The sequence below is a fragment of the Kitasatospora sp. NPDC002543 genome (assembly GCF_053594915.1).
The window spans coordinates 95,167-121,411 of the sequence record NZ_JBSFWR010000001.1 but is presented as its reverse complement, the minus strand read 5'-3'; the positions used below and the strand labels follow the sequence as shown (position 1 = coordinate 121,411).

Genomic DNA, 26,245 nt, shown 5'->3' with positions numbered 1-26,245 from the left:
CGCCGGGCTCAGCGGGTGCGCGCCCGCAGCCGCCAGTAGACGGTGGTGGTGGCCGTCAGCCAGACCGCGCCGAGCGTCACCAGCGCGGCGCTCCGCAGCGCGGGTGTCGGCCGGACGGCCAGGCCGACACCCGCCATCGCCAGTCCGGCCAGTCCGGCCGCCAGCAGTCCGCCCAGGAAGGCGATGAACGCCTCCAGATCCCCACCCTTGCGCGCCATTCGGCACCCCCTCCCGGTGCCCATCATCGTGGTGGGGGCACGGCCTTGTCACGCAAGCCGCCGAGGGGCGCGCGCCGCTCCGTGCCGAGGGCGCGCCGCCCCGTACCGGCGGACGCGTCACTCCGTGCCGCGTCACTCCATGCCGCGGCGCTTCATGACGCGCCAGGCGATCTCCAGGGCGATGCCGCAGACCACCGCGATGGCGACGCCCGTCAGCGGATCGCGGAAGCCGACCAGGGAGAGGTCGAAGAAGGTCTTCAGCGGGGGCACCAGCAGGACCAGGGCGAAGGCCCCGCCCATGGAGCCGATCAGCAGCAGGCGCCACCAGTTGTAGGGGCGGGCGACGATGGCGAGCACCCAGATGGCGATCAGGAAGAGCGTCAGGGTGGCCACGCTGGTGTCGGCCTTGAGGTCGGTCGCGTGGTCGGCGCGGGCGAGCGTGTAGGCGACGAAGGTGCCGGTGCCGGCGATCGCGCCGCCGGGGATCGCGAGCCGCAGCACGCGCTTCACGAAGCCGGTGCGGGCCCGCTCGTTGTTGGGGGCGAGCGCGAGGAAGAAGGCGGGGATGCCGATGGTCAGCGAGGACAGCACGGTGGAGTGCCGGGGCAGGAACGGGTACGGCGAGTGGGTGAAGATCACCAGGAGGGCCAGCAGGACGGAGTAGACGGTCTTCACCAGGAAGAGCGAAGCGACCCGCTCGATGTTGCCGATCACCCGGCGGCCCTCGGCCACCACCGACGGCAGCGAGGCGAAGGAGTCGTTCAGCAGCACGATCTGGGCGACGGCCTTGGTGGCGTCGGAGCCGGTGCCCATCGCCACGCCGATGTCGGCGTCCTTGAGCGCGAGCACGTCGTTGACGCCGTCGCCGGTCATCGCCACGGTGTGGCCGCGGGACTGCAGCGCCCCGACCAGTTGGCGCTTCTGCTGGGGAGTGACCCGGCCGAAGACGCTGGTCCGGTCGGCGGTCTCGGCGAGCTCCTCCGGGTCGGTGGGCAGGGTGCGGGCGTCCAGCGGGTGGTCGGCGCCGGGCAGGCCCAGGTGGCCCGCGACCGCGCCGACCGAGACCGCCGCGTCGCCGGAGATGACCTTGGCCCGGACCCGCTGGCCCTCGAAGTAGCGCAGGGTCTCGGCGGCGTCCGAGCGCAGTCGCTGCTGGAGCACCACCAGGGCGAGCGGGGTGAGGTCGGCCGCCGGGTCGGGGGAGTCCAGCGGGACGGGGGTGCGGCCCAGCAGCAGCACCCGCAGGCCCCGGGCGCCCAGTTCGTCGACCTCGGCCAGGGCCGGGTGTCCGGCGGGCAGCAGTACGTCGGGCGCGCCGAGCAGCCAGCTGGCCTCGCCGCCCTGCGGTTCCAGCAGCTGCACGCCGCTCCACTTGCGGGCGGAGGAGAAGGGCATCGCCTCGATCACCCGCCAGCCGTCGCGGTCCGGGGCGGTGCCGGCGTCGCCGCGCCCGTAGGCGTCGATGACCGCCTGCATGGAGGGGTTGGGACGGGCGTCGGCGCCGGCCATCACGGCCAGCGCGTGCCGGACGGTCTCCGGGGTGGCGGCGGCGGGCTCCCCGTTCGAGAGCATCCGCAGGTCGACCACGTCCATGCCGCCCTCGGTGAGGGTGCCGGTCTTGTCCAGGCAGACGGTGTCCACCCGGGCCAGGCCCTCGATCGCCGGGAGCTCCTGGACCAGGCACTGCTTGCGGCCGAGCCGGACCACGCCGATCGCGAAGGCGACCGAGGTCAGCAGCACCAGCCCCTCGGGGACCATCGGCACGATGCCGGCCACCATGCGCCGCACGGCCTCCTTCCAGTCCCGGCCCTCGACGGCCAGCTGGCTGATGATCAGGCCGAGGGCGGTGGGGATCAGCAGGTAGGTGATGATCCGCAGGATGCTGTCGATGCCGGTGCGCAGCTCCGACTTCACCAGGGTGAACTTGCTGGCCTCCTCGGCCAGCTGGGCCGCGTAGGCCTCGCGGCCGACCTTGGTGGCGGTGAACGCGCCGGCGCCGGCCACCACGAAGCTGCCGGACATCACCGGGTCGCCGGGCTGCTTGAGGACCGGGTCGGGCTCGCCGGTGAGCAGCGACTCGTCGATCTCCAGGCCGTCCGCCTCGGTGACCTCGCCGTCGACGATCACCTTGTCGCCGATGCCGAGCAGCACGGTGTCGTCGAGGACGATCTCGGAGACGCCGATCTGGCGGGCGGAGCCGTCCCGGCGGACCTGGGGGCGGGCCTCGCCGATCAGGGCCAGGCTGTCCAGGGTCTTCTTGGCGCGCAGTTCCTGGATGATGCCGATCGCCGTGTTGGCCACGATGACCAGGCCGAACAGGCCGTCCTGGATCGGACCGACGATCAGGATGATCCCGAACATCACGCCGATGATCGCGTTGAAGCGGGTGAAGACGTTGGCCCTGACGATCTCCTTGGTGGACCGGCTGGACCGTACGGGGACGTCGTTGACCTGGCCCTTCGCGACCCGCTCGGCCACCTCGGCGGCGGTCAGGCCGCCGCGCCGGCCGGGCAGCAGGCCGAGGGGGTGTGCTCCGTCCGGGCGGTCTCGGTCGGTCGGCCGCTCTTCCGCTGGTTGGGCAGGCTGCGTCATGGCACCGACTCTACGGGCGCCTTATGTCCGATGCGTGCTACTAAAGGACTATTCAGTCCGACCGGGTGGCCGGGTTCCGGCCGTCGCCGCCAGCCCCGCGTCCGACGGTGCGCCGGGGCCGCGCGCTCCGCTAGCCGGCCTCGTGCTCGGCCGCTCCGGCGGCCTCGGCGGCGCGGCTGCGGGCGATCGCGTCCCGCCGGGCGCGGCAGTACCAGAGGCCGATCAGGCCGAGCAGCCCGCCGGAGAGGCAGATCCAGGGCCAGGTGCCGTGGCCGTGCGCCGAGAGGCTGCCCTGGAAGGGGAGCAGGGCGAGGAAGGCGACGAACCACAGCACCGTGCCGCCGCCGACGATGGCGACGTCGTTGGCCTCCAGCGGAGGGGGCGAGGGGTGCAGTGGCGTCTTGGGCATGGGGCCTAGCGTACGGTGCGGCGGGGCGGCTTCGCGGGTGTTGCGACCCCCGGCAGGCTCTACGCGCGAAGATAGCGCGTGTGCGATCCGGAAACCATACTTAAAGATCTGCGCCCGGCCACCGTCGCACCGGGCGTTCACTCCCTCTCCTCAGCTCCCCCACAGAGGACGCACGCACATGCCTGTGGTCCAGCCGACCACCGAGTCGCCCGAACCCGCCGACGCCGCGCCCAAGCCCCCCACGAGCGCCGTCGACCGCTTCTTCCGGATCAGCGAGCGCGGCTCCACCCTGCCGCGCGAGATCCGCGGCGGAGTCGCCACCTTCTTCACCATGGCGTACATCCTGGTGCTGAACCCGATCATCCTTGCCAGCGGCACGGACATCACCGGGGCCCACCTGGACAGCGGCCAACTGGTCACCGCCACCGCCCTCACCGCGGGTCTCACCACCCTGCTGATGGGCGTCATCGGCAACGTCCCGATCGGCCTGGCCGCCGGCCTCGGCGTCAACACGATCGTGGCGCTCCAGCTCGCCCCCAGGATGACCTGGCCGGACGCCATGGGCATGGTCGTGCTGGCCGGCTTCGCGATCATGCTGCTGGTCGCCACCGGTCTGCGCGAGCGGGTCATGAACGCCGTCCCGCTCGGCCTGCGCAAGGCCATCGCGATCGGCATCGGCCTGTTCATCAGCCTGGTCGGCCTGGTCGACTCCGGCTTCGTCAGCCGCATCCCGGACGCCGCCCACACCACCGTCCCGCTCCAGCTCGGCGGCAACGGCCACCTGCTCGGCTTCCCGGTGCTGATCTTCGTGATCGGCCTGGTGCTCACCCTGATCCTGCTGATCCGCAAGGTGCCCGGCGCCATCCTGATCAGCATCGCGGTCTCCACCGCGCTCGCCGCGATCATCGACAAGGTGGCCGACGTCCCGGCGCTCAAGTGGGGGCTGACCGTCCCGACCTGGCCGGGCAACCCGGTCTCCGCGCCGGACTTCGGGCTGGTCGGCAAGGTCAGCCTGTTCGGCGGCTTCGAGAAGGTCGGCGTGCTGACCGGCCTGCTGTTCGTCTTCACCGTGCTGATGTCCTGCTTCTTCGACGCGATGGGCACCATCCTCGGCGTGGCCGACGAGGCCCACCTGCTCGACGAGAAGGGCGACCTGCCCGGCATCAACAAGGTCCTGATGGTCGACGGCATCGCCACCGCGGCCGGCGGCGCCACCTCGGCCTCCGCCAACACCTGCTTCGTCGAGTCCACCGCCGGTGTCGGCGAGGGCGCCCGGACCGGCTTCGCCTCGATCGTCACCGGCCTGCTCTTCGTGGTGGCGCTCTTCCTCACCCCGCTCGCCACCATGGTCCCGGCCCAGGCCGCCACCCCGGCCCTGATCACCGTCGGCTTCCTGATCCTGGCCAACTCGATCAAGGAGATCGACTGGGCCGACTACACGATCGCGATCCCGGCCTTCCTGACCATCGTGATGATGCCGTTCACCTACAGCATCACCAACGGCATCGGCATGGGCTTCGTCGCCTTCTGCGTGCTGCGCCTGGCGGCCGGCCGCGGCCGCGAGGTCCCCGTCCCGATGTACGCGGTGGCGACGGTGTTCGCCTTCTACTACCTGATGCCGGCCTTCGGCCTGCTCTGACGGCCCACCGCGGTACGAAGCCCCGCCCTCCCGGCTCCGGGAGGGCGGGGCTTCGGCGTTCCCGAGGGGGCTGGTCAGTGGACGCAGAACTCGTTGCCCTCTGGATCTCGCATGACGGCCCAGGCGCCGCCGGGCTCCTCGACGTGCCGGACGGTGGTGGCGCCGAGGGCTTCGAGGCGGGTGACGGTGGCCCCGCGCGCGTCCGGGCCGGGGTGGAGGTCGAGGTGCAGCCGGTTCTTGCCCTGCTTGGGCTCGGGGACGGCCTGGAACAGGAGGCGGCGGCCGAGGCCGGTGTCCGAGGCCGGGTCGAACGGGTCCTCGGGGTGGCGGACGGCGGCCAGGGTGCGCCAGGCCGGGCGGCCGTCCACCTCGGTGAGGGCCTCCGGGCCGACCGCGCCGGCGGCGAGCAGCCGGGTGATCAGCGCGCCGTGGTCCTCCCGCGCGTACTCCAGGGCGGCGGCCCAGAAGGCGGCCTGGCGGTGCGGGTCGGCGCAGTCGATGACGAGCTTCCAGTGCAGCGGCATGTAACCGGTTATATAGGTTACCGGGCGGCCGGACAACGGCCACCGGTCGGAAGTTGTCAAAAAGGCGCCCGTGTAGGCGAGTTGGCGGAGGGAATACTGGCTGGACGGAGAAGGGGGAGGGGACTCGACCGATGGTGCAACAGGATCCGCCGGGGGGCGTCGAGGCACAGCTGCTGCCGGAGCTGTTCTGGACGGCGGACAAGGCCTCGCTGGACGGCCAGCGCGAGACGCTGCGCTGGTACCGCGGACTGATCTCGATGCTGGTGGTCGCCGCCGTGATCGGGTCGTTCCCGAGCACGGGCGACAAGGGCGGCTTCGACTTCTGGCCGCTGCTCTCGGTCGCCGCCTTCCTGGTGGCCGGCTACTTCTGGTCCCGGCTGCGGCGCGGCAACCCGCAGGGCCGCTGGTACCAGGCCCGGGCGGCGGCCGAGTCGGTCAAGACGCTGGCCTGGAAGTACACCGTCCGGGCCCGGCCGTTCGACGGCGAGGCCGAGTCCGCCGACGTCGACCGCGGCTACCTGCTGCAGGTCGAGGACGTGCTGCGGGCCTTCGAGGACCCGGAGATCGTGCCGCCCGGCAGCGTCGCCGAGATCACCCCGGAGATGCGGCGTCAGCGTGCCGAGGGCCTGGCCGCCCGGCGCACGCTCTACCTGCGCACCCGGGTGGAGGGCCAGCGCACCTGGTACCGCTCCCGGGCCGAGGCCTGCGACTCCCAGGCGGTCTCCTGGGGGCTGGGCGTCGCGGTGCTGATCATCGTCGGCGCGGCGGCGGCCGTCGCCCAGGCCACCGGCGCGCTGCCGGTGCACCTCTTCGGCACGACCTCGGCCGCGGCCGCGGCGATCATCGCCTGGACGCAGCTCAAGCAGCTCGGCCCGCTGGCCGCCGCCTACCAGCTGGCCGCGCGCGAGCTGGAGAACGTCGGCAACCAGCTGTCCGACCTGGACCTCAAGGCGCCCGACGCCGAGGCGCGTTGGGCCCGGCTGGCCGCCGACGCGGAGGACGCCGTCTCCCGGGAGCACACCACCTGGCGGGCCCGCCGGGCGTTCCCGCGCTAGTCGGTTCCCGCGCCGGGGAGGCGGCGCGGGAGAGGGTACCCGGCGGGAACGGGGACTTGGGGAGATCCGGCGAAACGCGGCGCACAGGTGTGCGGGGTGCGTGAGAGTAGAGCACCGGAACACGGACCGTGATCATTACGTGTCCATGCCCTGGTTTCATCGCCTGCGCGCGACCCCAGTTCCCGCCGGAGGCCCTCCTTGCGCATTCTCCTGATCGCCAGCGCGTTCAACAGCCTGACCCAGCGCGTCCACACCGAGCTTCGCGAGCGCGGCCACCGGGTCGCCGTCCAACTCGCCCTCGGCGACGAGCAGATGAGAGCCGGGGTGGCCCGCACCGACCCCGAGCTGATCGTCTGCCCGATGCTCACCAAGGCCGTCCCGCAGGACATCTGGTCGACCCGGACCGTCCTGATCGTGCACCCGGGGCCCAAGGGCGACCGCGGCCCCTCCTCGCTCGACCGGGCGATCACCGAGGGGGAGGAGCACTGGGGCGTCACCGTGCTGCAGGCCGTCGAGGAGATGGACGCCGGCGACATCTGGGCGTCCGTCGAGTTCCCCGTCCCCCCGTGCGGCAAGAGCGAGTTGTACCGCGGCGAGCTCGCCGACGCCGCCGTCGAGGCCGTGCTGCTGGCCGTCCAGCGGTACGAGAGCGGGCGGTTCACCCCCGAGCCGCTGGACTACGCCCGGCCGGACGTGCGCGGCCGGGCGCGGCCCCTCCTGCGCCAGGAGTCCCGCCGGATCGACTGGGAGCGGGACGACACCGCCGCCGTGCTGCGCAAGCTGCGCGCCGCCGACTCCCAGCCCGGTGTGCTGGACGAGCTGTACGGACGGGAGTTCTTCCTGCACGGCGGCCACCCGGAGGACGAGCTGCGCGGCCCGGTGCCCGGTGCCGTGCTGGCCACCCGGGACGGCGCGATCTGCCGGGCCACGGTGGACGGCGCGGTGTGGATACCCCAGCTGCGCCCGCGCCGCACCCCCGGCGGGCCGGCCACCTTCAAGCTGCCGGCCGCCACCGTGCTCGCCGACGAGCTGTACCGGGTCCGCGAGGTGCCGGTGGACCCGGAGCGGGCGAGCGGCCGGGACACCTGGTCGGAGCTGCGCTACCGCGAGGAGGGCCGGGTCGGCTTCCTCGAATTCGCCCACGCGGGCGGGGCGGTGAGCACCGAGCAGTGCCGCCGGCTGCTCGCCGCCTACCGGGAGGCGGCCGGCCGGCCGACCTCGGTGCTGGTGCTCGGCGCGCCCCGGGACTTCTACTCCAACGGGATCCAGCTGAACGTCATCCAGGGCGCGGCCTTCCCGGCGCTGGAGTCCTGGGAGAACATCAACGCGATGGACGACTTCGTCGAGGCGGTGCTGACCACGACGGACAAGGTGACGGTGGCGGCCCTGACCGGGAACGCGGCGGCCGGCGGGCTGATGGCGGCGCTCGCCGCCGACGAGGTGTGGTGCCGGGAGTCGGCGGTGCTCAACCCGCACTACCGGCTGATGGGCCTGTACGGCTCCGAGTACTGGACGTACACCCTGCCCCGCCGGGTCGGCGCCGAGCAGGCCGAGCGGCTCACCTCCGAGGCGCTGCCGGTCGGCGCGGACCACGCCCGCCGGATCGGCCTGGTGGACCGCACGGTCGGCGGGGACGCGGCCGGGTTCCGCCGCTGGGTGGCCCGTGAGGCGGACCGGATCGCCGCCTCGCCGGAGCTCACCGGACGGCTGGTGGACAAGAAGCGCCGCCGCGCGGCCGACGAGGAGGCCAAACCGCTGGCCGAGTACCGGGCGGAGGAACTGCGCCGGATGCACGCCAACTTCTACCGGGCGGGCGAGCCGTACCACGCGCTGCGGCGGGACTTCGTGCACAAGGTCTGCCCGGTGGCCACACCGGAGCACGTGGCGGGGCTGCTCGGGCGGCCCTCGTAGGCCCGCCCCGCGCGCGCCTCGGGCGGGGGATCGGGTGGGGGATCGGGCGGCGCCCGGCCGGGGATCGGGCGGGGTCGGGCGGCGCCCGGCCGGGGTGGGGGGCCCGGCCGGACGCCGCTCGGGCCCCCGCTCCCGTACCCGGCGTCAGCGCCGGGTCGCCCCGCCCACCGGCCGTCGCGACCGCGGGGCCGTCGGGTCGTCCGGACCGCCCGGGGTGCGCGCCGCCCACTCGGGAACCGCGGGGGTGCGCGGGGGCAGCGGGGCGGCCGGACCGGCCAGCAGGGGCCGGGAGTCGGGTCGGCTCGGCGAGACCGCGAAGGCCAGCGAGCCGAAGAAGACGTAGCAGCCGAGCCCGACCCCGAGCGGGAAGACGAACTGGAGCGCCATCACCCCGTCCGCGGTGGAGCGCGAGAAGTCCGGTTGGACGGAGAGCGCCGCCATGCCGGTGTAGTGCATCGCGCAGACCGCCACGCCCATCACCGGCGCCGCCGCCAGGACGGCGAGCGTGCCCCGGATGTTCAGCGCGGCCCAGAGCGCGGCGGTGGCCGCGACCACGGCGATCGCCACCGAGACCGCCACGGTCGTCCGGTCGTAGCCGAGCCGGCCGGGCAGGACCATCGCGGCCATGCCCAGGTAGTGCATCGCGGCGACGCCGAGGCCGGTGGTCAGCCCGCCGACCATCAGCGCCAGGACGGGGCGCCGCCGCCAGTACCCGACGGTGAAGAGCCCGATGCCGACCACGGCGACGGCCACCAGCAGGCTGAGCACGGTCAGCCAGGGCCGGTAGGTGATCTCGACGCCGGTCACGGAGAAGCCGAGCATCGCGATGAAGTGCATGGACCAGATCCCGGCCCCGAGCGAGCTGGAGGCGAACAGCAGCCAGGCGACCCGGGTGCGGCCGCGGGAGACCAGGGCCCAGCGGGCGCCGCGCAGAGCGACGAAGGCGCCGGCGCAGGCGACGAAGTACGAGACCGCCGGGGTCACCCAGCCGTGGTCGGCGTGGTGGATCTCACCCAATGGAGCTCCCTGGACGAGGGCTGAGGGCACCGGGACGCGGTCGGACGCGGCTGGCCGGGGAAGGCGCGCGGCAACGGGCACCGGAGCGGGAACGCGGGCCCGCGGAGCGGGGCCCGGCATGTGGTGCCCCTGACAATCGGGGAGAGTAGTCACTGCCCGGCAGTCGCACAACGTTCGTGCGTTTCGTGAAGTCGCAGGTCAGGATGGGCCTTTACGCGGCCTGCATGATCCCGGCACCAACCCCTGACACCGCCTGCGCACCACCCCCCGGTGCCGCCCCGGACCCGTCGGGGTTCTGCGTCGGACCGTCGGGGTTCTGTGCCGGACCCGCCCGGACCGCCCCGGATCCGCCCAGGACCGTCCCGGCGCTCACTCCAGCGGGGCTAGCCCGAACGGGTGGCCGGCCGGATCGATCAGCACCCGCAGGGTGCGGCCGTGCTGGTAGGCGGGCTCGGTGGCGCCGAGCGCGAGGGCCTTCGCGGTGGCCGCCTCCAGGTCGTCGACGTAGAAGTCGAGGTGGAAGTGCTTGCTGCCGTCCGGCTCCTTCCACGGTTCCGGCCGGTACCCGGTCACCCGTCCGAAGCCCAGCGGGCTGCCGCCCTCGGGGTTGTCCAGGATCGCGAAGTGCTCGTCCGCGTGCCTGGTCTCCCACCCCAGCAGCTCGCCGTAGAACGAGGCCAGGGCGACCGGGTCGGCGCAGTCGATGGTGACCATGGCGAGCCGGCCGAAGCCGGTGTCGCCCGGCTCGGCGCGCTCGGTCTGCGCGGTCTGCTCGGTGGCGAGGTCGGACATGGCGGGTCGGCCCTTCCGGGAGTCGGGAGCTGGGGCCCAAGACCCAATATGGCACCGCGGTGACCCTCCGGCGCGGCGGCGGATCCCATTTTCCTTAGCGAGAGTAATGACGTAAGCTAAAGAGATGCCCGAGATGTCCGAGCAGGACCTCGCAGCGATCAGTCAGCTGCGATCGTCCACGATGCGCCTCTCCCGACGACTCAAACACCAGCGGGTGGAGGAGTCGCTCAGTCCGACCGAGATGGGAGTGCTGGGCACCCTCGCCCGGTGCGGAAAGGCGACGCCGGGTGAGCTCGCCCGGAAGGAGCACGTGCAGCCTCCTTCGATGACCAGGATCGTCGCGATGCTGGAGGAGAAGGGGCTGGTGCGGCGCGAACCGCACCCCGAGGACCGCCGCCAGGTGGTCGTCAGCAGCACCGAGCAGGCCGAGACGATCCTCGCGGAGAGTCGCCGGCGCCGGAACGTCTGGCTCGCCGAGCTCGCCCAGGGGCTCGACGAGGAGGAATGGGCCGTCCTCAGGGAGGCCGCGCCCGTGCTCTACAAGCTCGCACACCTCTAGGCACACCGAACCCGGCCGGCCGCCGGGAGGAGAAGGAGCCCGCATCACCGCAGGACCGACCACCGACACCAGGAGCGCGACGGCCACCGCCATGGCCGTCGCGCCGCGAGGGGAGACCACCGTGACACCGCCGGCCGCAGCCAGCGCCGCCGCCATCCGTACCGACGACCCGACCAACGACCCCGCCGCGGCCGGAGCCGCGGCCGCCGACGCCCAGGCACCCGCCCCCACGGGGCTGCCCGGCAACGGCGACGACGACCCCGACGAACGCACCGCGGCGGACCCCGCCGCTCCCGGCCGAACCCACTCGGCCCAACCGTCTCCCACAGGTGCCGAGTTCACCCGGCCCGGGGGGATGTTCTCCTCCCTGCGCGTTCGCAACTACCGCTACTACTTCGCCGGCCAGGTGGTGTCCAACACCGGCACCTGGATGCAGCGGATCGCCCAGGACTGGCTCGTGCTGAGCCTCACCGGCAGCCCGCTCGCGGTCGGCATCACCACCGCCATGCAGTTCCTGCCGATGCTGCTGCTCGGCCTGTTCGGCGGCGTGCTCGCGGACCGGATGCCCAAGCGCCGGCTGCTGATCTGCACCCAGGGCGCGATGGGCCTGCTGGCCGCCGGCCTCGCGGTGCTGACCGTCGGCGGCGTGGTGACGCCGTACTACGTGTACCTCTTCGCGCTGCTGCTCGGCCTGGTCACCGTGGTGGACAACCCGGCCCGGCAGGCGTTCGTCTCCGAGATGGTCGGGCCCAAGGACCTCGCCAACGCGGTCAGCCTGAACGCCGCCAACTTCCAGACCGCCCGGCTGGTCGGCCCCGCCGTCGCGGGCCTGCTGATCGCCGCGGTCGGCAGCGGCTGGGCGTTCGCCGTCAACGCGCTGTCCTTCGCCGCCGTGATCGGCGGGCTGCTCGCGATGCGGGAGAGCGAACTGCGCCCGACCGAGCCGATCGCCCGCGAGAAGGGGCAGCTGCGCGAGGGCCTGCGGTACGTCAAGGAGCGGCCCGAGCTGCTCTGGCCGATGGTGCTGGCCGGCTTCATCGGCACCTTCGGCTTCAACTTCCCGACGCTGCTCTCCGGCTTCGCGTACGACACCTTCAAGGTGGGCGCCGGCCAGTACGGCCTGCTGAACACCGCGATGGCGATCGGCTCGCTGACGGGTGCGCTGCTCGCCGCCCGTCGGGGCGTGCCGCGACTGCGCCGGCTGGTCGGCGCGGCGCTGGCCTTCGGCGCGCTGGAGGTGGTCGCCGCGTTCGCGCCCGACTACTGGACCTTCGCGCTGCTGCTGACGCTGATCGGGGTGTTCGGGCTGAGCTTCAACACCGCCGTCAACTCCACCCTGCAGCTGGCCACCGACCCCGAGATGCGCGGCCGGGTGATGGGCCTGCTGGTGCTGGTCTTCACCGGCGGCACGCCGATCGGCGCCCCGATCGTCGGCTGGGTGACCGCCTCGTACGGGCCCCGGCTCGGCCTGCTGGCCTGTGGACTGGTGTCCGCGGCGGCGGCCGGAGCGGTCGGCCTGGTGCTGGCCCGCAGCGCGGACCTGAAGGTGCGGTTCGACCTGCACCCGGGCCGCGGCGGCCGGGTGGTCGCTTTCGTGCCGCGGACCGCGAGCGCGAGCAAGTCGGAGCTGGCCACGGCCTGCTGACGACACGTCAGGCCCCCGGGGTGCCCGGGGGCCTGCGGTGTCTCAGAGTCGGATCTCCAGCACCTGGCCGGGCCAGAGGCCGTGCGGCTGCTCGACCTCGAACGTCACGGTCTCGGTGAAGCCGAGCGCCCGGTAGCGCCCGACCAGCTTGCGGTCGGCGCCGCCGTAGCAGTCCACCCGGAGCAGGCCGATGCCGCGCCGACGGGCCTCCTCGACCGCGTCGGCGATCAGCGCGGCGCCGATGCCCGAGCCCTTGCGACCGCGGTCGGTGACCAGGTTGCGGACGTAGAGCTCGCGCTCGTCCACGGCGGGGATCCACCGGCCGCGGTCCTCGGAGACCACGCAGCAGCCGACCGTACGGCCGTCCTCGTCCTCGGCGAGGCGGATCAGGAAGGGTTCCTCGGTGTACGAGCGGACCTGGTCGACGCGGGCCTGGTTGGTGCTGAACGGCTGGTCGCCCCACTGGCCGGTGCGGCCCTGGGCGGCCAGCCAGGAGACGGCGCCGTCGAGCAGGGACAGGATGTCGGGGACGTCCGCGGGCCCCCCGTTGCGGATCTTCATGGGAAACCGTTCTACCCCAGACGGCCGGGCGCGGGAAGATTGGGCCATGAGGTTGTTCGTGGCGGTGCTGCCGCCGGCCGAGGCGCTGCGGGGGCTCTCCGAGGTGGTCGCGCCGCTGCGGGAGCTCCCCGGGGCCGACCGGCTGCGCTGGACCGGCGTCGACGGGTGGCACCTGACCCTGGCCTTCCTGGGCGAGGTGCCGGCCGAGCGGCTGCCCGAACTGGAGGCGGGACTGGCCGCCGTCGCCGAGGTGCACCCGGTGCACCGGCTGCGGATCGCGGGCGCGGGGCGGTTCGGCGACCGGGTGCTCTGGGCCGGGGTCGAGGGCCGGACCTGGGCGCTGCGCCGACTGGCCGACGCCGTGACCGGGGCGACCGCCGAGGTCACCGGGGCGACCGACGACTTCGCCTTCCACCCGCACCTCACCCTCGCCCGGGCGGGCTCCTCGCGGGGCCACCGGCGGGCCGTGCGGCGGGTCGCGGCGGCCGAGCTGGACGGCCTGGTGGCGGCGCTGGCCGACTACCGGGGGCCGGAGTGGGAGGCCGCCGAGCTGCACCTGGTGCGCAGCGACCCGGGCGGCGGATCCGCGCACTACGAGTCGCTGGGCTCCTGGGCTCTGGCGGACCGGGGCCGAGGCGCGCGGGAGGCTCCGGGGCCGGACCGGGGAGGGCCCGGGCGGAGTCCGCGCTGAGCCGGAGGTACGCTCGTTGACCGTGGACCCCAAGACTCGAATGCGCATCGTCTCCGGCGCCCTGGTGCTGATGTTGGTCGTCGTGCTGATCAGCTCGCTGGTCGGCGGCTAGGAACCCCTCCGGGCGCCCACCGACAACCCCCCGGCGCCCACCGGCACCCACTGGCGCCCACCGGCCCCGCCGGGCGCCCGTCAGGTACCCGCCGGGCACGTCCGACGCCGGGCCACGGCCCCGGAACGGCGAGAGGGCCACCGCCCGTCGGCGGTGGCCCTCGGCCGTGTCCCCGGTGTCCCCGGGGGCCGGTGTCAGAGCTGCTCGACCACGTAGTCGATGCAGTGGGTGAGCGCCTCGACGTCCGCCGGTTCGATCGCCGGGAACATCGCGATGCGCAGCTGGTTGCGGCCCAGCTTGCGGTACGGCTCGGTGTCCACGATGCCGTTGGCACGCAGTGCCTTGGCGACCGCGGCGGCGTCCACCGACTCGTCGAAGTCGATGGTGCCGACCACCTGGGAGCGCTCGGCCGGGTTCACCACGAACGGGGTGGCGAAGGAGGACTTCTCGGCCCAGGAGTACAGCCGGGACGAGGAGTCGGCGGTGCGGGCGACCGCCCAGTCCAGCCCGCCGTTGCCGTTCAGCCACTCCAGCTGGTCGGCCAGCAGGAAGAGGGTGGAGAGCGACGGGGTGTTGTACGTCTGGTCCTTCGACGAGTTGTCGATGGCCGTCGGCAGCGAGAAGAACGGCGGGATGTAGCGGCCGGAGCCGGCGATCTCGGCGGCGCGCTCCAGGGCGGCCGGGGAGAAGGTGGCCAGCCACAGGCCGCCCTCGGAGGCGAAGGACTTCTGCGGGGCGAAGTAGTAGACGTCCGTCTCGGTGATGTCCACCGGCAGGCCGCCGGCGCCCGAGGTGGCGTCCACCAGGACCAGCGAGCCCTCGTCCGCGCCGGCCGGGCGCCCGATCGGCATCGCGACACCGGTCGAGGTCTCGTTGTGGGTGAGCCCGTAGACGTCCACGCCGGCCTCGGCGACCGGCAGCGGGTGGGTGCCCGGGGCGGTCTTGATCACGGTCGGCTCGCCGAGCCACGGCGCGGCCTTGACCGAGGAGGCGAACTTCGAGGAGAACTCGCCGAAGTCCAGGTGCTGGGACTTCTCCCGCACCAGGCCGAAGGCGGCGATGTCCCAGAAGGCGGTGGAGCCGCCGTTGCCGAGGATGACCTGGTAGCCGTCCGGCAGCGAGAACAGGCTGCTCACGCCCTCGCGCACGCGCTTCACCAGGTCCTTGATCGGAGCCTGGCGGTGCGAGGTGCCGAGCAGGGAGGTCTGGGTGGCGGCGAGGGCACTCAGGGCCTCGGGGCGCACCTTGGACGGTCCGCAGCCGAAACGGCCGTCTGCGGGCTTGATGTCAGCGGGGATCTGGATCTGAGCCACGCGCGCAGCCTACCGGCCGGGAGCCCACCGGGATACGGGAGTCCGCCCGCTGAGACATGCGGCGCCGGTGGCCCGCCGGCCGGCCCCGGACGGGCGGCAGCGGGCCCGGCCCGAGCCGGACCCGCTGCTCAGGGGCACTGTCCGGACGCTCGTCCGGTATTCGCCCGGGACGGTCAGCGGGCGATGGCGTCCCAGCCCTCGATCTCCTCGGGGCGGCGCGGGCCGGGGCCGACGTAGCGCGCGGAGGGGCGCACGAGCCGGCCCGTGCGCTTCTGCTCCAGGATGTGCGCCGACCAGCCCGCGGTGCGCGCGCAGGTGAACATCGAGGTGAACATGTGCGCCGGAACCTCGGCGAAGTCCAGCATGATGGCGGCCCAGAACTCGACGTTGGTGGCCAGCACGCGGTCGGGGCGGCGGTTGTGCAGCTCCTCCAGCGCGGCCTTCTCCAGTGCCTCGGCGACCTCGAAGCGCGGCGCGCCGAGCTCCTTGGCGGTGCGGCGCAGCACCCGGGCGCGCGGGTCCTCGGCGCGGTAGACGCGGTGGCCGAAGCCCATCAGGCGCTCGCCCTTGTCCAGGGCGTTCTTGACCCAGGCGGTCGCGTCGCCGGTGCGCTCGATCTCCTCGATCATGCCGAGCACGCGGGACGGCGCGCCGCCGTGCAGCGGGCCGGACATCGCGCCGACCGCGCCGGAGAGGGCGGCCGCGACATCGGCGCCGGTGGAGGCGATGACCCGGGCGGTGAAGGTGGAGGCGTTCATGCCGTGCTCGGCGGCCGAGGTCCAGTAGGCGTCGACGGCCTTGACGTGCTTCGGGTCCGGCTCGCCGCGCCAGCGGATCATGAACCGCTCGACGACGGTCTCGGCCTTGTCGATCTCGCTCTGCGGGACCATCGGCAGGCCCTGGCCGCGGGCCGACTGGGCGACGTAGGACAGCGCCATCACGGCGGCCCGGGCGAGGTCGTCGCGGGCCTGCTCGGCGTCGATGTCCAGCAGCGGCTTGAGGCCCCAGACCGGGGCGAGCATGGCGAGCGCCGACTGCACGTCGACCCGGATGTCGCCGGAGTGCACCGGGATCGGGAACGGCTCCGCGGCCGGCAGGCCGGGGTTGAACTTGCCGTCCACCAGCAGGCCCCAGACGTGGCCGAAGGAGACGTTGCCCACCAGGTCGTCGATGTCGACACCGCGGTACCGCAGGGCGCCGCCCTCGCGGTCGGGTTCGGCGATCTCGCTCTCGAACGCGACGACTCCCTCAAGCCCGGGTACGAAATCGGACATGCGACGGCTCCCTCTGTTCTGTGATCGGCGCTCCGCCGTGGTGGGGCGGCGCACCAGTGACCGAATGGTGTTTGGCACTCGGTGCCAGAGTGACAGGCACGGGGTGCATTGCGCCATACACCACCGTGGTGATGTTTCCCGTGAGGCTGTTCGACTTCCCCGCGGGCGGGCCGGTCGTGCCCGGGAAGCCCCGGAACCAAACGCCCGGCCCCGGACAATTCCCCGCAGGACGGACGGCCGAGCGGTCGCGGGTCACCTCATCTCCCACTCGGGTTTGTCCGGAGGTAGCGGCGCCCGTTGCTTGTCGTACGGGATGATGTTGGCGTGCAGACCCCGGATCGCGCCCAGTCGACGCCCCTGAGCCCCGCCAACCGGACCCTGGCCGACGAGGCCCGCCCAGGCCCGGACCTCACCGTGATGCGCAAGCACTACAGCCACGAGGGCCTGGTCGAGGAGCAGCTCGCGCCCGAGCCGATCGGCCAGTTCACCCGCTGGTTCCACGAGGCGGACGACGCCGGGGTGGTGGAACCCAACGCGATGGTGCTCTCCACCGCCGACGCCGAGGGCCGGCCCAGCTCGCGCACCGTCCTGCTCAAGGGCTACGACCTGCGCGGCTTCGTGTTCTTCACCAACTACGGCTCCCGCAAGGGCTCCGAGCTGGCCGCCAACCCGTACGCCGGGCTGCTGTTCCCGTGGATCGCGCTGGCCCGCCAGGTGATCGTCCAGGGCCGGGTGGAGAAGGTCGGCCGGGACGAGACCGCCGCCTACTTCCGCACCCGACCGCACGGCTCGCAGCTGGGCGCCTGGGCCAGCGAGCAGTCCAGCCCGGTCGGCGGCCGGGAGGTCCTGGAACAGCGCTACGCCGAACTGGAGCGCCGCTACCCGGAGGGCGAGGGCGTGCCCGTGCCGCCGTTCTGGGGCGGGTACCGGGTGGTCCCGCAGAGCGTCGAGTTCTGGCAGGGCCGGGAGAACCGGCTGCACGACCGGCTGCGCTACGTCGCCACCCCGTCCGGCCCGACGGGGTGGCGGGTGGAGCGGCTCTGCCCGTGAGCCGTGCGGCGTCCGTGGTCCGTGCGGCGCCGGTGGTCCGCCGGGCGCCCGTGGTCCGCGTGGCGCCCGTGATCCGTTCGGCCCACAGGCGCCGCGCGGCGTCCGCGCGGAGCTGATGGGCCGTCACCGCGCGGGTGTAGGATGCCCGTCGCGGACCTGGGTCGATGCACATCCGGCCGGCAGCCCGCTGTGCCGACACGATCGAGTGAGGGACTGATGGGCGTCACCGGTGCGGAAACCGCCGCTGGACTCGGCTCTGACCTGGTCGACGTCACCGCCCTGCCGCTCGACGAACTCGACGCCCTGCCCGACACCGTCCTGGGGGACCTGCTGCGCCGCGTCGTCGCGGACGCCCTGACCCCCGGCGCGGAGCCGCTCGCGGCCTTCCAGTCGGCGCTCGACCGCTAGCTCGACCGCCGGACCGGCCCCTGGCGCCAGGCCCCGACAGGCGGCGCCCGCGGATGCGCCCCGCGCTCCCCGTTCGCGCGCCCCCGGGCGCCGGAGTGCCGCGGGCCGTCCGTGTGCGCCTGACCACCGGCTAAACCCCCCGTGTCGCCCAATCCGCCAACTCGCCAGCGGGGCCAGGGGAGTTCACGACATGCTGGGGTATGAAACCAGCGCCGTCGCGGACCGTCGGGCACGGGGGGAAACAGGTGATGGAGCACGAACAGCACCGGCCGTACTTCTTCTTCAGTTACGCGCGCCGGGACTTCGAGGCCGAGGACGCCTTCGTCAACCAGTTCTTCAACGACCTGCGGGACGAGCTCGGCCGTCTGGTCGGCCCGGCGGTCCGGGCCGAGGAACTCGCCTTCCGCGACACCGAGCAGCTGCGCCTCGGCGACGACTGGGCCGAGCGGCTGGCCACGATGCTGGGCCGCAGCCGGACGATGATCGCGCTCTACTCCCCGGCCTACTTCGCCAGCCTCTACTGCGGCAAGGAGTGGACGGCCTTCCGCGGCCGGGTGCGGCGCCACCACGAGGACACCGGGGAGCTCGTCCCGGCGCTGGTCCCGGTGCTCTGGGAGCCCGTCGGGTCGGGCGAGTTGGCCGCCGAGGTGACCAAGATCCAGTGGGTCCAACCGGACATGGGCGAGGCCTACGCCCGGCACGGCCTGCGGGCCCTGCTGCGCACCGCGCAGAGCGGGGCGTACGAGCAGGTGGTCCGGGTGGTCGCGGAGCGGGTCCGGGACGCGGCCGCGCGGCGGCTCGGCGAGCTGCCCGAGTTCGACCTCGGCGCGGTGCGCGGCTACTTCCCGCCCCCGGCCGCGCCGGAGCCCGCCCCCAGCCCCGGGATGGTGCGGCTGTTCATCGCGGCCGGGTCCGCCTCGGAGGCCGCCGCCGCGGGCGGCTCGTTCGCGGGCGGCTGGTACGGGAGCAAGCCCTGGCACTGGGCGCCCTACTACCCGCCGACCCAGCCGTCCCTGGTGGTGCGCGCCCAGCAGGTGATCACCGCGGCCGGACACACCACCACGCTGGAGGAGATCGGCCCGGGCCTCGGCGAGAAGCTCGACCAGGCCCGGGAGGACAGCCAGGTCAGCGTGCTGCTGGTCGACCCGTGGGTGGCCGGCAGCGGCCGCTACCGGGCCGCGCTGAGCGAGTACGACGACCAGAACCACCCGGTCACCGGTGTGGTGGTCCCGATCGGCAGCAACGACCCGGACGGGGAGCGCGAGGCGCCGTGGACCGGCGTGCGCGGCGTGTTCCGCCGCAACTGGTTGCGCCGGAGCGACCTGGAGCACTTGTTCCGGGTGCGCGTGAACCAGGAGAGCTTCGACAGTGACCTCACCATCATGGTGACGGTCGCCCAGAACAAGCTCATGGACGACAACCTCGATTGGGGCGACGATGGCGGGGACGCCTTCGGCTTCGGCTCCGGCGACGACACCTCCGGCTCCGGCGACGGCCCGGACCTGCCAGGGCTGGCCATCCCGTCCGGCCCGTCCGGCCGCCCGCGCCCGCCCCACCCGCGCCAGGACCCGCCGGCCGCGCGGCACCACCCCGACCCCGTTCCACCGGAACTGCCCGGCCAGAGCCGGGGCCAGGACGACGCCGTCCCACTGAGGGGAGACCAGGACGATGACCACTGAGCCCGGCGCAGAGCTGGAGCGCGGCGGACCGGGATCGGTCGTCACGTTCTACTCCTTCAAGGGCGGCACCGGCCGCACCATGGCGCTCGCCAACGTCGGCTGGATCCTCGCCAGTCGCGGCCTGCGCGTCCTGGTCGTCGACTGGGACCTGGAGGCGCCCGGCCTCCACCGCTACTACCACCCGCTGCTGGTCGACCCGGAACTCCACTCCACCGACGGCCTGATCGACCTGCTGCGCGCCTACGTCAGGCAGGCGCTGCCCTCCGCCGCCGGGCCGGTCGGGCAGTCCCCGGCCGCCTGGCTGGACGAACCCGGCCGCCTGGACGGCTACGTCTGCGGCCTCGCCCTCGACCTGCCGCCCGGCGGTCGGCTCGACTTCCTGCCCGCCGGCCGGCAGAACGCCGCCTACGCCGCCGCCGTCACCAGCTTCAACTGGCGCAGCTTCTACCACGGACGGGACATCCGCGGCGGCGAGTTCCTGCGCGAGCTGCGCGAACGCTGGGCCCGCGGCTACGACTACGTGCTCATCGACAGCCGCACCGGCGTCAGCGACACCTCCGGCATCTGCACCGTCCTGATGCCCGACACCGTGGTGGACTGCTTCACCTTCAGCGCCCAGAACATCCGCGGCGGCGTCGACGCCGCCCGGGACATCGCCGAGGCCCAGGAGCGGGCGATCCGGGTCCTGCCGGTGCCGATGCGGGTCGAGGACGCCGAGCAGGAGCGCCTGGAGGCCGGCCGCGACTACGCCCGCGAGGCCTTCGCGCCCTACCTCGGCCGCTGGCTGGCCGGGGACCGCAGGGCCGGCTACTGGGCCGACGTCGAGGTGCCGTACAAGCCCTTCTACGCCTACGAGGAGGTGCCCGCCACCGTCGCCGACCGGCCGCAGGAGGCGCGCAGCCTGCTCAACGCCTTCGAACGGCTGGCCGGTTGGATCACCGACGGGCGGGTCCGCACCCTGCGCCCGCTCACCACCGAGACCCGCCGCCGGCTCTACGGCGCCTACCTGCGCTCCGCCCGCGCGGTGCCCCGCCAGGTGTTCGTCAGCTACGCCCCCGAGGACCGGATGTGGGCCGAGTGGGCCGCCGGGACGCTCACCCGCTTCGGCTACCAGACCTCCCTGCACAGCGCCGCCGAACCGTACACCGGGCCCCGCCCGCCCGAGGTGGCCGGGCCGGTCGACGGCCAGGGCCGGCTGCTCGCGCTGCTCTCGCCCGAGTACACCGCGCTGCCCCGGGCCGCCGAGGTCTGGCAGCTCCTCCAGGGCCGCGAACTGGCCTCCGGATCAACGGCGTTGGTCGCCTTCCGGCTCCAGGACCCGGACGAGCCGGTGCCCCGCCCGTTCGCCGGGCAGCCGGTGCCCGACCTGATCCGCTCCTCCGCGGTCGGCGCCGAGTCCCAGCTCTACGCCGAACTCGGCCCGCCGCCCGGCAGCAGCCGCCAACCCGAGACCGACAGCGGGGAGTTCGCCGCGCCGGCCCGGTTCCCCGGCACCGCCCCGCAGGTCCAGGAGACGCCCTCGCGCAACGCCGCCTTCATCGGCCGCGGCAAGCTGCTGGAATTGCTCCGCAACCGCTTCACCGGCGGGCCCGCCGCGGTGCTCAGCCAGGTGCTCTACGGCTTCGGCGGCGCCGGCAAGTCGCAGATCGCCGCCGAGTACGCGCACCGCTTCAAGGCTGCCTACGACGTGGTCTGGTGGGTTCCCGCCGAGGAGCCCGCCAACATCCCGCAGAAGCTCGCCGAACTCGCTCCCCGGCTCGGCGTGCCCACCAGCGACGACGTCGCCCACACCGCCGCCGCCGTGCTCGACGCGCTGCGGCGCGGCCAGCCGTACCGCCGCTGGCTGCTCGTCTTCGACAACGCCGGCACCCCCGAGGAGCTCGCCCCCTGGCAGCCGGCCGGCTCCTCCGGCGGGCACGTGCTGATCACCTCCCGCAACCAGGGCTGGGCCCGGCACGCCGGCCTGGTGGAGGTCGACGTCTTCCTCCGCGAGGAGAGCGTGCGGCTGCTGCGCCGCTTCAACGGCAGCCTCTCCCCGGAGGACGCCGACCAGGTCGCCCACCGCCTCGGCGACCTGCCGCTCGCCGTCGGCCAGGCCGCCGTCTGGCTCCAGGAGACGTCGATGCCGATCGCCACCTACCTCGAACTGCTCGACGAAGAGCTCACCGAGATGCTGGAGCGCACCCGGCTGCGCGCCGCCGACTACCCGCACTCGGCCGCCGCGACCTGGCGCATCTCGGTCGAGGAACTGCGCCGGATGAACGCCCCGGCCGCGCAGATCCTGGAGATCTGCGCCTTCTTCGGCCCGGACGCCATCCCGATGCGGCTGCTCTACAGCCGGGCCGTCACCCGCGCCCTGCGGCTGCCCCCGCGCGCGCCCCGCGACAAGCTCGCGATCGGCGAGTTCCTGCGCGCCATCAACCGGTTCGGGCTCGCCCGCACCGACCAGGGCAGCGAGACCATCACCGTGCACCGGCTGGTCCAGGCGGTGCTGCGGGACCAGGTCGAGGAGGAGCGGCGGGCCGAACTGCGCGCCGTCGTCCACGCCGCGCTCGCCACCGCCAACCCCGGCGACCCGGACGTGCCCGTGAACTGGGCCGAGTACGCCGAACTCCTGCCCCACCTCTGGCCGTCCGGGGCGCTCGACAGCGCCGACGAGGACGTCCGGCAGTGGATCATCGACTCGGTCCGCTACCAGTGGAAGCGCAGCCTGCACGAGTCCGGCCGGGAACTGGCCGAGCGGACGCTGGAGCACTGGCGCCAGGACGGCTACGGCGGGCCCGGCTTCGACGTCGACAACGACGCCCAGACCCTCATGCTGCGCACCCAGCTGAGCAACATCCGCCGCTCCCAGGGCGCCCTCCAGGAGGCGTACGAGATGGACCGGGACATCCTGGACCGCTTCACCGCGACCCTGGGCCCGGAGCACTCGCACACCCTCGCCGTCGCCAACAGCCTCGGCGCCGACCTGCGCTTCCTCGGCCGCTACGACGAGGCCCGGACGCTCGACCGCCGCACCCTGGACGCCGCCCGGCGCACCCTCGGCCCGGACCACCCGCGCACCCTGATGATCACCAACAACCTCGCCGTCTCCGACTACCTGGCCGGCGACCGCCGGGCCGCCCTGGAACGGCACCGCAGCAACTACCTCCAGCAGCGCGACGCGCTCGGCGCGCACAGCCTCTACGCGCTCTCCTCGGCCTCCAACTACGCCCGCGACCTGCGCGAGACCGGGCGGCTGCGGGAGGCCCTGGACCTGCTGGAGGAGACCGTCCGGATCTACCAGCAGACCATCGGCGACGGCCACACCGACACCCTGCGCGCCCGCAAGAACCTGGCCGTGGCGCTGCGCCGGGCCGGCCGGTACCACGAGGCCCTGGAGATCGACGAGGACATCTACCAGCGCTACCTGGACATCAACGGCGCCGAGCACCCCGACACCCTGGCCGCCGCCACCAACCTGGCCAGCGACCTCAACGCGCTCGGCGACACCGGACGGGCGATCCCGCTCGCCGAACGGGCGCTCGCCAGGTACCGCGACTACCTGGGCGAGGACCACCCGGTGACGCTGGCCGGCGCCAACAACCTCTCGGTGTACCTGCGGCTGGCGGGGCGCACGACGGAGGCGCGCGAGCTGTCCGGCCGCACGCTGGCGCAGTTCCGCACCGTGCTCGGCGCGCACCACCTCTACATCCCGATCGCGATGATGAACCACGCCAACGACCTGGCGCTGGCCGGGGAGCTCAGGGCCGCGCTCGAGCTGGAACTGGAGGCCGAGCCGCTGATGACCGCGGCCCTCGGCCAGGACCACTACGACTCCATCGGCATCAACTCCAACCTCTCGCTGTCGCTGGCCGCCCTCGGACACACCGAGCGGGCCGCGGAGTTGCGGGCGGACTGCATCCGGCGGGCCCGGGTCACCCTGGGGGAGGAGCACCCGACGACGAAGGCGGTGCGGGCCGGGACGCGGCTGGACTCGGACGTGGAGCCGCCGCACGTGTGACGAGCGGTCAGGCGCGGTGCCCTAGGCTCACGGACATGGTGCCGTTCCGGCAGTTCCTGCTGAAGATCCACAGTCGGTGCAACCTGGCCTGCGACTACTGCTACGTGTACGAGGGCGCGGACCAGAGCTGGCGTCGGCGGCCGCGGCGGATGGAGCTCGCGACCGTCCGCCGCGCCGCCCGGCGGATCGACGAGCACGCCGCCGAGCACGGGCTGGACGAGGTGTCCGTGGTGCTGCACGGCGGCGAGCCGCTGCTCGTCGGGGCGGCCCACCTGGGCGTGCTGCTCCGGGAGTTGGCGTCCGTCCGGCCCCGGGTGCGGTTCACCGTGCAGACCAACGGGCTGCGGCTGCTGGACGAACCGGCCCTGCTCGACGTGCTGCACCGCCACCGGGTCTCGGTCGGGGTCTCGCTCGACGGCACCCGGGCCGGCCACGACCGGCACCGTCGGCTGCCCTCCGGCGCGGGCAGCTGGGCGCGGACCGCCGAGGCGGTGCGGCTGCTCGGCTCGGACCGGCACCGGGAGCTGTTCGCCGGGCTGCTCTGCGTCGTCGACCTGGCGGCCGACCCGGTGGCCACCTACGAGGCGCTGCTGGAGTTCGCGCCGCCCCGGATCGACCTGCTGCTGCCGCACGCGACCTGGCGGGAGCCGCCGCCCGGGGCCCCGCCCCGGCCGGTGCCGGACGCGCCGCCCGGGGGCGCTCCGGGCGGGGCGCCCGCGGTGCCCGCGCCGTACGGGGAATGGCTGATCGCCGCCTTCGAGCGCTGGTACGGCGCGCCGCGACGGGAGACCGGGGTGCGGCTGTTCGAGGAGCTGGCGGTGCTGCTGCTCGGCGGCCGGGCGGCCAGCGAGGCGGTCGGGCTGGCCCCCGTCGACCTGGTGGTGGTCGAGACGGACGGCACGATCGAGCAGGCCGACAGCCTCAAGGCGGCCTACGACGGGGCCCCGGGGACCGGCCTGGACGTGTGGCGGCACGGCTTCGCGGAGGCGGCCGCGCACCCGGCCTTCCGGGCCCGCCAGCGCGGCCTCGCCGGCCTCGGACCGGTCTGCGCCGGCTGCCCGCTGGCCCGGGTCTGCGGCGGGGGGCTGTACGCGCACCGGTGGGCGGGGGACGGCTTCGGGCACCCCTCGGTGTACTGCGCGGACCTGGACCGGTTGATCCGGCACATCGCGGGGCGGCTTCGGGCGGGGGTGGCGGGGCTGGTGGGGAGTTGACGGCCCGCCGGGCTCCAAGGGCCCGGGCTCCGGGCGATGGGGGCGGGCTCGGGAGGCCCGGCGGCTCACCCGTCCGGGTCAAGCCCGGCCGCCGTCCGGCTGATCCGCCCCGGCGCGGGGAGACCGCGGGCGGGCCGGGCGGGTTGGGCGATGGGCGGCCCGACCGGGCCGGGAAGCCGCACACACGAGGAGGACGAGCGGTGGCGGGTACGGGCGAGGCGGTGGCGGCCGGGGTGCCGGGCGCGCGCGGGGCGGACGGTCTGCCCCGGCACGGAGTGGACCGGGCGACGTTCCGGGCGATCGCGGGCGCGCGCGGCGGGCCGGAGGCCGTCCGGCTGCTGCGCGCCGGGCAGTTGAGCAAGCGGGCGCTGCTGCTGCTGGCACTGCGCCGGGCCGCGCCGGGGCACGACGGCTACCGGGAGGCGTACGCCAGGGTGCGGGCGCTGCAGCGGGACGACCGCGAGCGGTGGGAAGAGGTGCTGCTGCGGCCGGAGTTGGACGCCTGGGCGGCCGACTGCCTGCGCGGTGCGACGGCGGGGGAGGACGTCGCGCTCGACGGGCTGGGCGAGTTCCTCCGGAGCGGCCCCGGTCCGGCGCTCGCGCTGGAGTGCGAGGGGCTGCGCTGGTCGCCGTCGATCGACCACGCCGGCCCGCGCCGGCTGGACTACGGGCGTCCGCCGGCCGGGCCGTTGAGCGGCTCCGAACTCGCTCTGTGGGAGCGGCGGTTGGCGGAGGCGTGGAGCATCCTGGTGCGCCGTCACCCGCGCCACGCGCGGGCCGTCGCGGCCTGTGTGGCCACCGTCGTGCCGTTGCGGCCCGCCCCCGGCGGGGAGGCGGTCAGCGCCGCCGCCCGGCGGGCCTACGGTGCCGTGGCGGCCTCGCTGCCGGGCGATCCGGTGCTGCTGGCGCTGGCCCTGGTGCACGAGTTCCTGCACGTCCAACTCGGCGCCCTGCTGGACCTGGTGCCGCTGCACCGGCCCAACGGGGCGGCCGTCTACCACGCCCCCTGGCGGCCCGATCCGCGCCCGGCCGGGGCGCTGCTCCAGGGGGCGTACGCGCACCTGGGCGTGGCGGACTTCTGGCGCGCGGAGGCGGAGGCGGCCGCCGGCCGGGCGGGCGCCGGGGCGGGTGACGCCGTCCGGGCGCACGAGGAGTCCGTGCGCTGGCGGGCGCACACCCTGGCGGCCGGGGAGACGCTCCTGGGCTGCGGCGAACTGACCGTGGCCGGGCTGGAGTTCACGGCGGAGCTGGTGCGGGCCGTCCGGGAGCTCGGCGGGCCGGGGGAGCGAGGCCGGGGGAGCGAGCCCGAGGGGGCGGGTCCGGGCGGGCGGGCCCGCGGGAGCCGTTCCGGGGGCGTGGGCCCGGGGGAATGATTCCGGCGCGGTGAAGGCTTGGCCGGATGGCGCGCTTGTCCGGGGGCTCCACCGGGCACTCCCGGGGTGTGCCCGGGTGCCGGTCCGCATCTTCGCCCCCGCGACGCGCTTCGGCGTGCGCCACGGCGAAGTGCGCGACCGCTGAACGGGTGAATTCCGGGGGGTCAACGCGCCGTCGTGCGACGTCGGCCGCCCGGGGAGCCCAA

General features: G+C 74.1%; 21 protein-coding genes. 12 read left to right on the top strand and 9 right to left on the bottom strand.

Translation table 11 applies throughout. From position 1 onward, the window contains the following. Positions 1 to 8 precede the first annotated feature (8 nt). From ACWD4P_RS00510 to ACWD4P_RS00500, 3 genes are all read right to left on the bottom strand, one after another. A complete protein-coding gene (locus ACWD4P_RS00510; RefSeq protein WP_449778105.1) occupies positions 9 to 218 on the bottom strand; it encodes a hypothetical protein in 210 nt (69 codons plus the stop codon). A gap of 132 nt (positions 219 to 350) precedes the next feature. Further along, the gene (locus tag ACWD4P_RS00505) at positions 351 to 2,810 is read right to left on the bottom strand and encodes an HAD-IC family P-type ATPase (protein ID WP_449778104.1); all 2,460 of its coding nucleotides are present in this window, start codon (positions 2,808 to 2,810) and stop codon (positions 351 to 353) included. Between the two features lie 130 nt (positions 2,811 to 2,940). Further along, entirely contained in the window at positions 2,941 to 3,219 is a 279-nt protein-coding gene (locus tag ACWD4P_RS00500) for a DUF2530 domain-containing protein (RefSeq protein ID WP_359820600.1), read from the bottom strand. Positions 3,220 to 3,397: 178 nt separating this feature from the next. Here ACWD4P_RS00500 and ACWD4P_RS00495 point away from each other — a divergent pair, with 178 nt between their 5' ends. Beyond that, positions 3,398 to 4,858, top strand: a complete 1,461-nt coding sequence (locus ACWD4P_RS00495) for an NCS2 family permease (protein ID WP_359820602.1) — start codon at positions 3,398 to 3,400, stop codon at positions 4,856 to 4,858. Positions 4,859 to 4,932: 74 nt separating this feature from the next. Here the strand turns inward: ACWD4P_RS00495 and ACWD4P_RS00490 are convergent, their stop codons facing one another. After that, the gene (locus ACWD4P_RS00490) at positions 4,933 to 5,382 is read right to left on the bottom strand and encodes a VOC family protein (RefSeq protein ID WP_449778103.1); all 450 of its coding nucleotides are present in this window, start codon (positions 5,380 to 5,382) and stop codon (positions 4,933 to 4,935) included. 131 nt (positions 5,383 to 5,513) lie between these two features. Here ACWD4P_RS00490 and ACWD4P_RS00485 point away from each other — a divergent pair, with 131 nt between their 5' ends. Continuing rightward, complete coding sequence (locus tag ACWD4P_RS00485; RefSeq protein ID WP_449778102.1) at positions 5,514 to 6,437, top strand: DUF4231 domain-containing protein; 924 nt, start codon at positions 5,514 to 5,516, stop codon at positions 6,435 to 6,437. Positions 6,438 to 6,635: 198 nt separating this feature from the next. After that, positions 6,636 to 8,348 (top strand): hydrogenase maturation protein, encoded by a 1,713-nt coding sequence (locus ACWD4P_RS00480; RefSeq protein WP_449778101.1) that lies wholly within the window; start codon positions 6,636 to 6,638, stop codon positions 8,346 to 8,348. 144 nt (positions 8,349 to 8,492) lie between these two features. Here ACWD4P_RS00480 and ACWD4P_RS00475 read toward each other — a convergent pair whose 3' ends face one another. Together ACWD4P_RS00475 and ACWD4P_RS00470 are read right to left on the bottom strand one after the other, a co-directional pair. Further along, positions 8,493 to 9,365: an MHYT domain-containing protein gene (locus ACWD4P_RS00475; protein ID WP_359820631.1), complete on the bottom strand. Its 873-nt coding sequence runs from the start codon at positions 9,363 to 9,365 to the stop codon at positions 8,493 to 8,495. Between the two features lie 369 nt (positions 9,366 to 9,734). Further along, positions 9,735 to 10,157 carry a VOC family protein gene (locus ACWD4P_RS00470; RefSeq protein WP_359820634.1) on the bottom strand — a complete coding sequence of 141 codons (423 nt, stop codon included), beginning with the start codon at positions 10,155 to 10,157 and terminating at the stop codon, positions 9,735 to 9,737. A gap of 124 nt (positions 10,158 to 10,281) precedes the next feature. Here ACWD4P_RS00470 and ACWD4P_RS00465 point away from each other — a divergent pair, with 124 nt between their 5' ends. Further along, positions 10,282 to 10,716, top strand: coding sequence for a MarR family winged helix-turn-helix transcriptional regulator (locus ACWD4P_RS00465; RefSeq protein WP_030235202.1), 435 nt, complete (start codon positions 10,282 to 10,284; stop codon positions 10,714 to 10,716). A 121-nt stretch (positions 10,717 to 10,837) separates the two neighbouring features. After that, entirely contained in the window at positions 10,838 to 12,361 is a 1,524-nt protein-coding gene (locus ACWD4P_RS00460; RefSeq protein ID WP_449778100.1) for an MFS transporter, read from the top strand. Positions 12,362 to 12,403: 42 nt separating this feature from the next. Here the strand turns inward: ACWD4P_RS00460 and ACWD4P_RS00455 are convergent, their stop codons facing one another. Next, positions 12,404 to 12,922 carry a GNAT family N-acetyltransferase gene (locus tag ACWD4P_RS00455; protein WP_359820638.1) on the bottom strand — a complete coding sequence of 173 codons (519 nt, stop codon included), beginning with the start codon at positions 12,920 to 12,922 and terminating at the stop codon, positions 12,404 to 12,406. 46 nt (positions 12,923 to 12,968) lie between these two features. Between ACWD4P_RS00455 and thpR the strand changes: the two genes are divergently transcribed. Continuing rightward, entirely contained in the window at positions 12,969 to 13,613 is a 645-nt protein-coding gene (gene thpR, locus ACWD4P_RS00450) for an RNA 2',3'-cyclic phosphodiesterase (protein ID WP_359820640.1), read from the top strand. 306 nt (positions 13,614 to 13,919) lie between these two features. Here the strand turns inward: thpR and serC are convergent, their stop codons facing one another. Together serC and ACWD4P_RS00440 are read right to left on the bottom strand one after the other, a co-directional pair. Continuing rightward, entirely contained in the window at positions 13,920 to 15,038 is a 1,119-nt protein-coding gene (gene serC / locus ACWD4P_RS00445; RefSeq protein WP_449778099.1) for a phosphoserine transaminase, read from the bottom strand. Between the two features lie 173 nt (positions 15,039 to 15,211). Further along, the gene (locus tag ACWD4P_RS00440; RefSeq protein ID WP_355263959.1) at positions 15,212 to 16,312 is read right to left on the bottom strand and encodes a citrate synthase 2; all 1,101 of its coding nucleotides are present in this window, start codon (positions 16,310 to 16,312) and stop codon (positions 15,212 to 15,214) included. A 417-nt stretch (positions 16,313 to 16,729) separates the two neighbouring features. On the opposite strand from ACWD4P_RS00440, the gene pdxH reads away from it, so the two are divergent. From pdxH to ACWD4P_RS00410, 6 genes are all read left to right on the top strand, one after another. Next, positions 16,730 to 17,362, top strand: a complete 633-nt coding sequence (gene pdxH / locus ACWD4P_RS00435; protein ID WP_449778153.1) for a pyridoxamine 5'-phosphate oxidase — start codon at positions 16,730 to 16,732, stop codon at positions 17,360 to 17,362. Positions 17,363 to 17,578: 216 nt separating this feature from the next. Beyond that, complete coding sequence (gene fxsA, locus ACWD4P_RS00430; RefSeq protein WP_359820646.1) at positions 17,579 to 17,770, top strand: FxSxx-COOH cyclophane-containing RiPP peptide; 192 nt, start codon at positions 17,579 to 17,581, stop codon at positions 17,768 to 17,770. 248 nt (positions 17,771 to 18,018) lie between these two features. Next, a complete protein-coding gene (locus tag ACWD4P_RS00425) occupies positions 18,019 to 19,449 on the top strand; it encodes a TIR-like protein FxsC (protein WP_449778098.1) in 1,431 nt (476 codons plus the stop codon). Beyond that, positions 19,439 to 23,452: an FxSxx-COOH system tetratricopeptide repeat protein gene (fxsT, locus tag ACWD4P_RS00420; RefSeq protein ID WP_449778097.1), complete on the top strand. Its 4,014-nt coding sequence runs from the start codon at positions 19,439 to 19,441 to the stop codon at positions 23,450 to 23,452. The genes ACWD4P_RS00425 and fxsT overlap by 11 nt, the downstream gene beginning before the upstream one ends. A 35-nt stretch (positions 23,453 to 23,487) precedes the next feature. After that, entirely contained in the window at positions 23,488 to 24,666 is a 1,179-nt protein-coding gene (locus ACWD4P_RS00415) for an FxsB family cyclophane-forming radical SAM/SPASM peptide maturase (protein WP_449778096.1), read from the top strand. Positions 24,667 to 24,866: 200 nt separating this feature from the next. Next, positions 24,867 to 26,039 (top strand): aKG-HExxH-type peptide beta-hydroxylase, encoded by a 1,173-nt coding sequence (locus tag ACWD4P_RS00410; RefSeq protein ID WP_449778095.1) that lies wholly within the window; start codon positions 24,867 to 24,869, stop codon positions 26,037 to 26,039. The last annotated feature ends 206 nt before the right edge of the window (positions 26,040 to 26,245 follow it).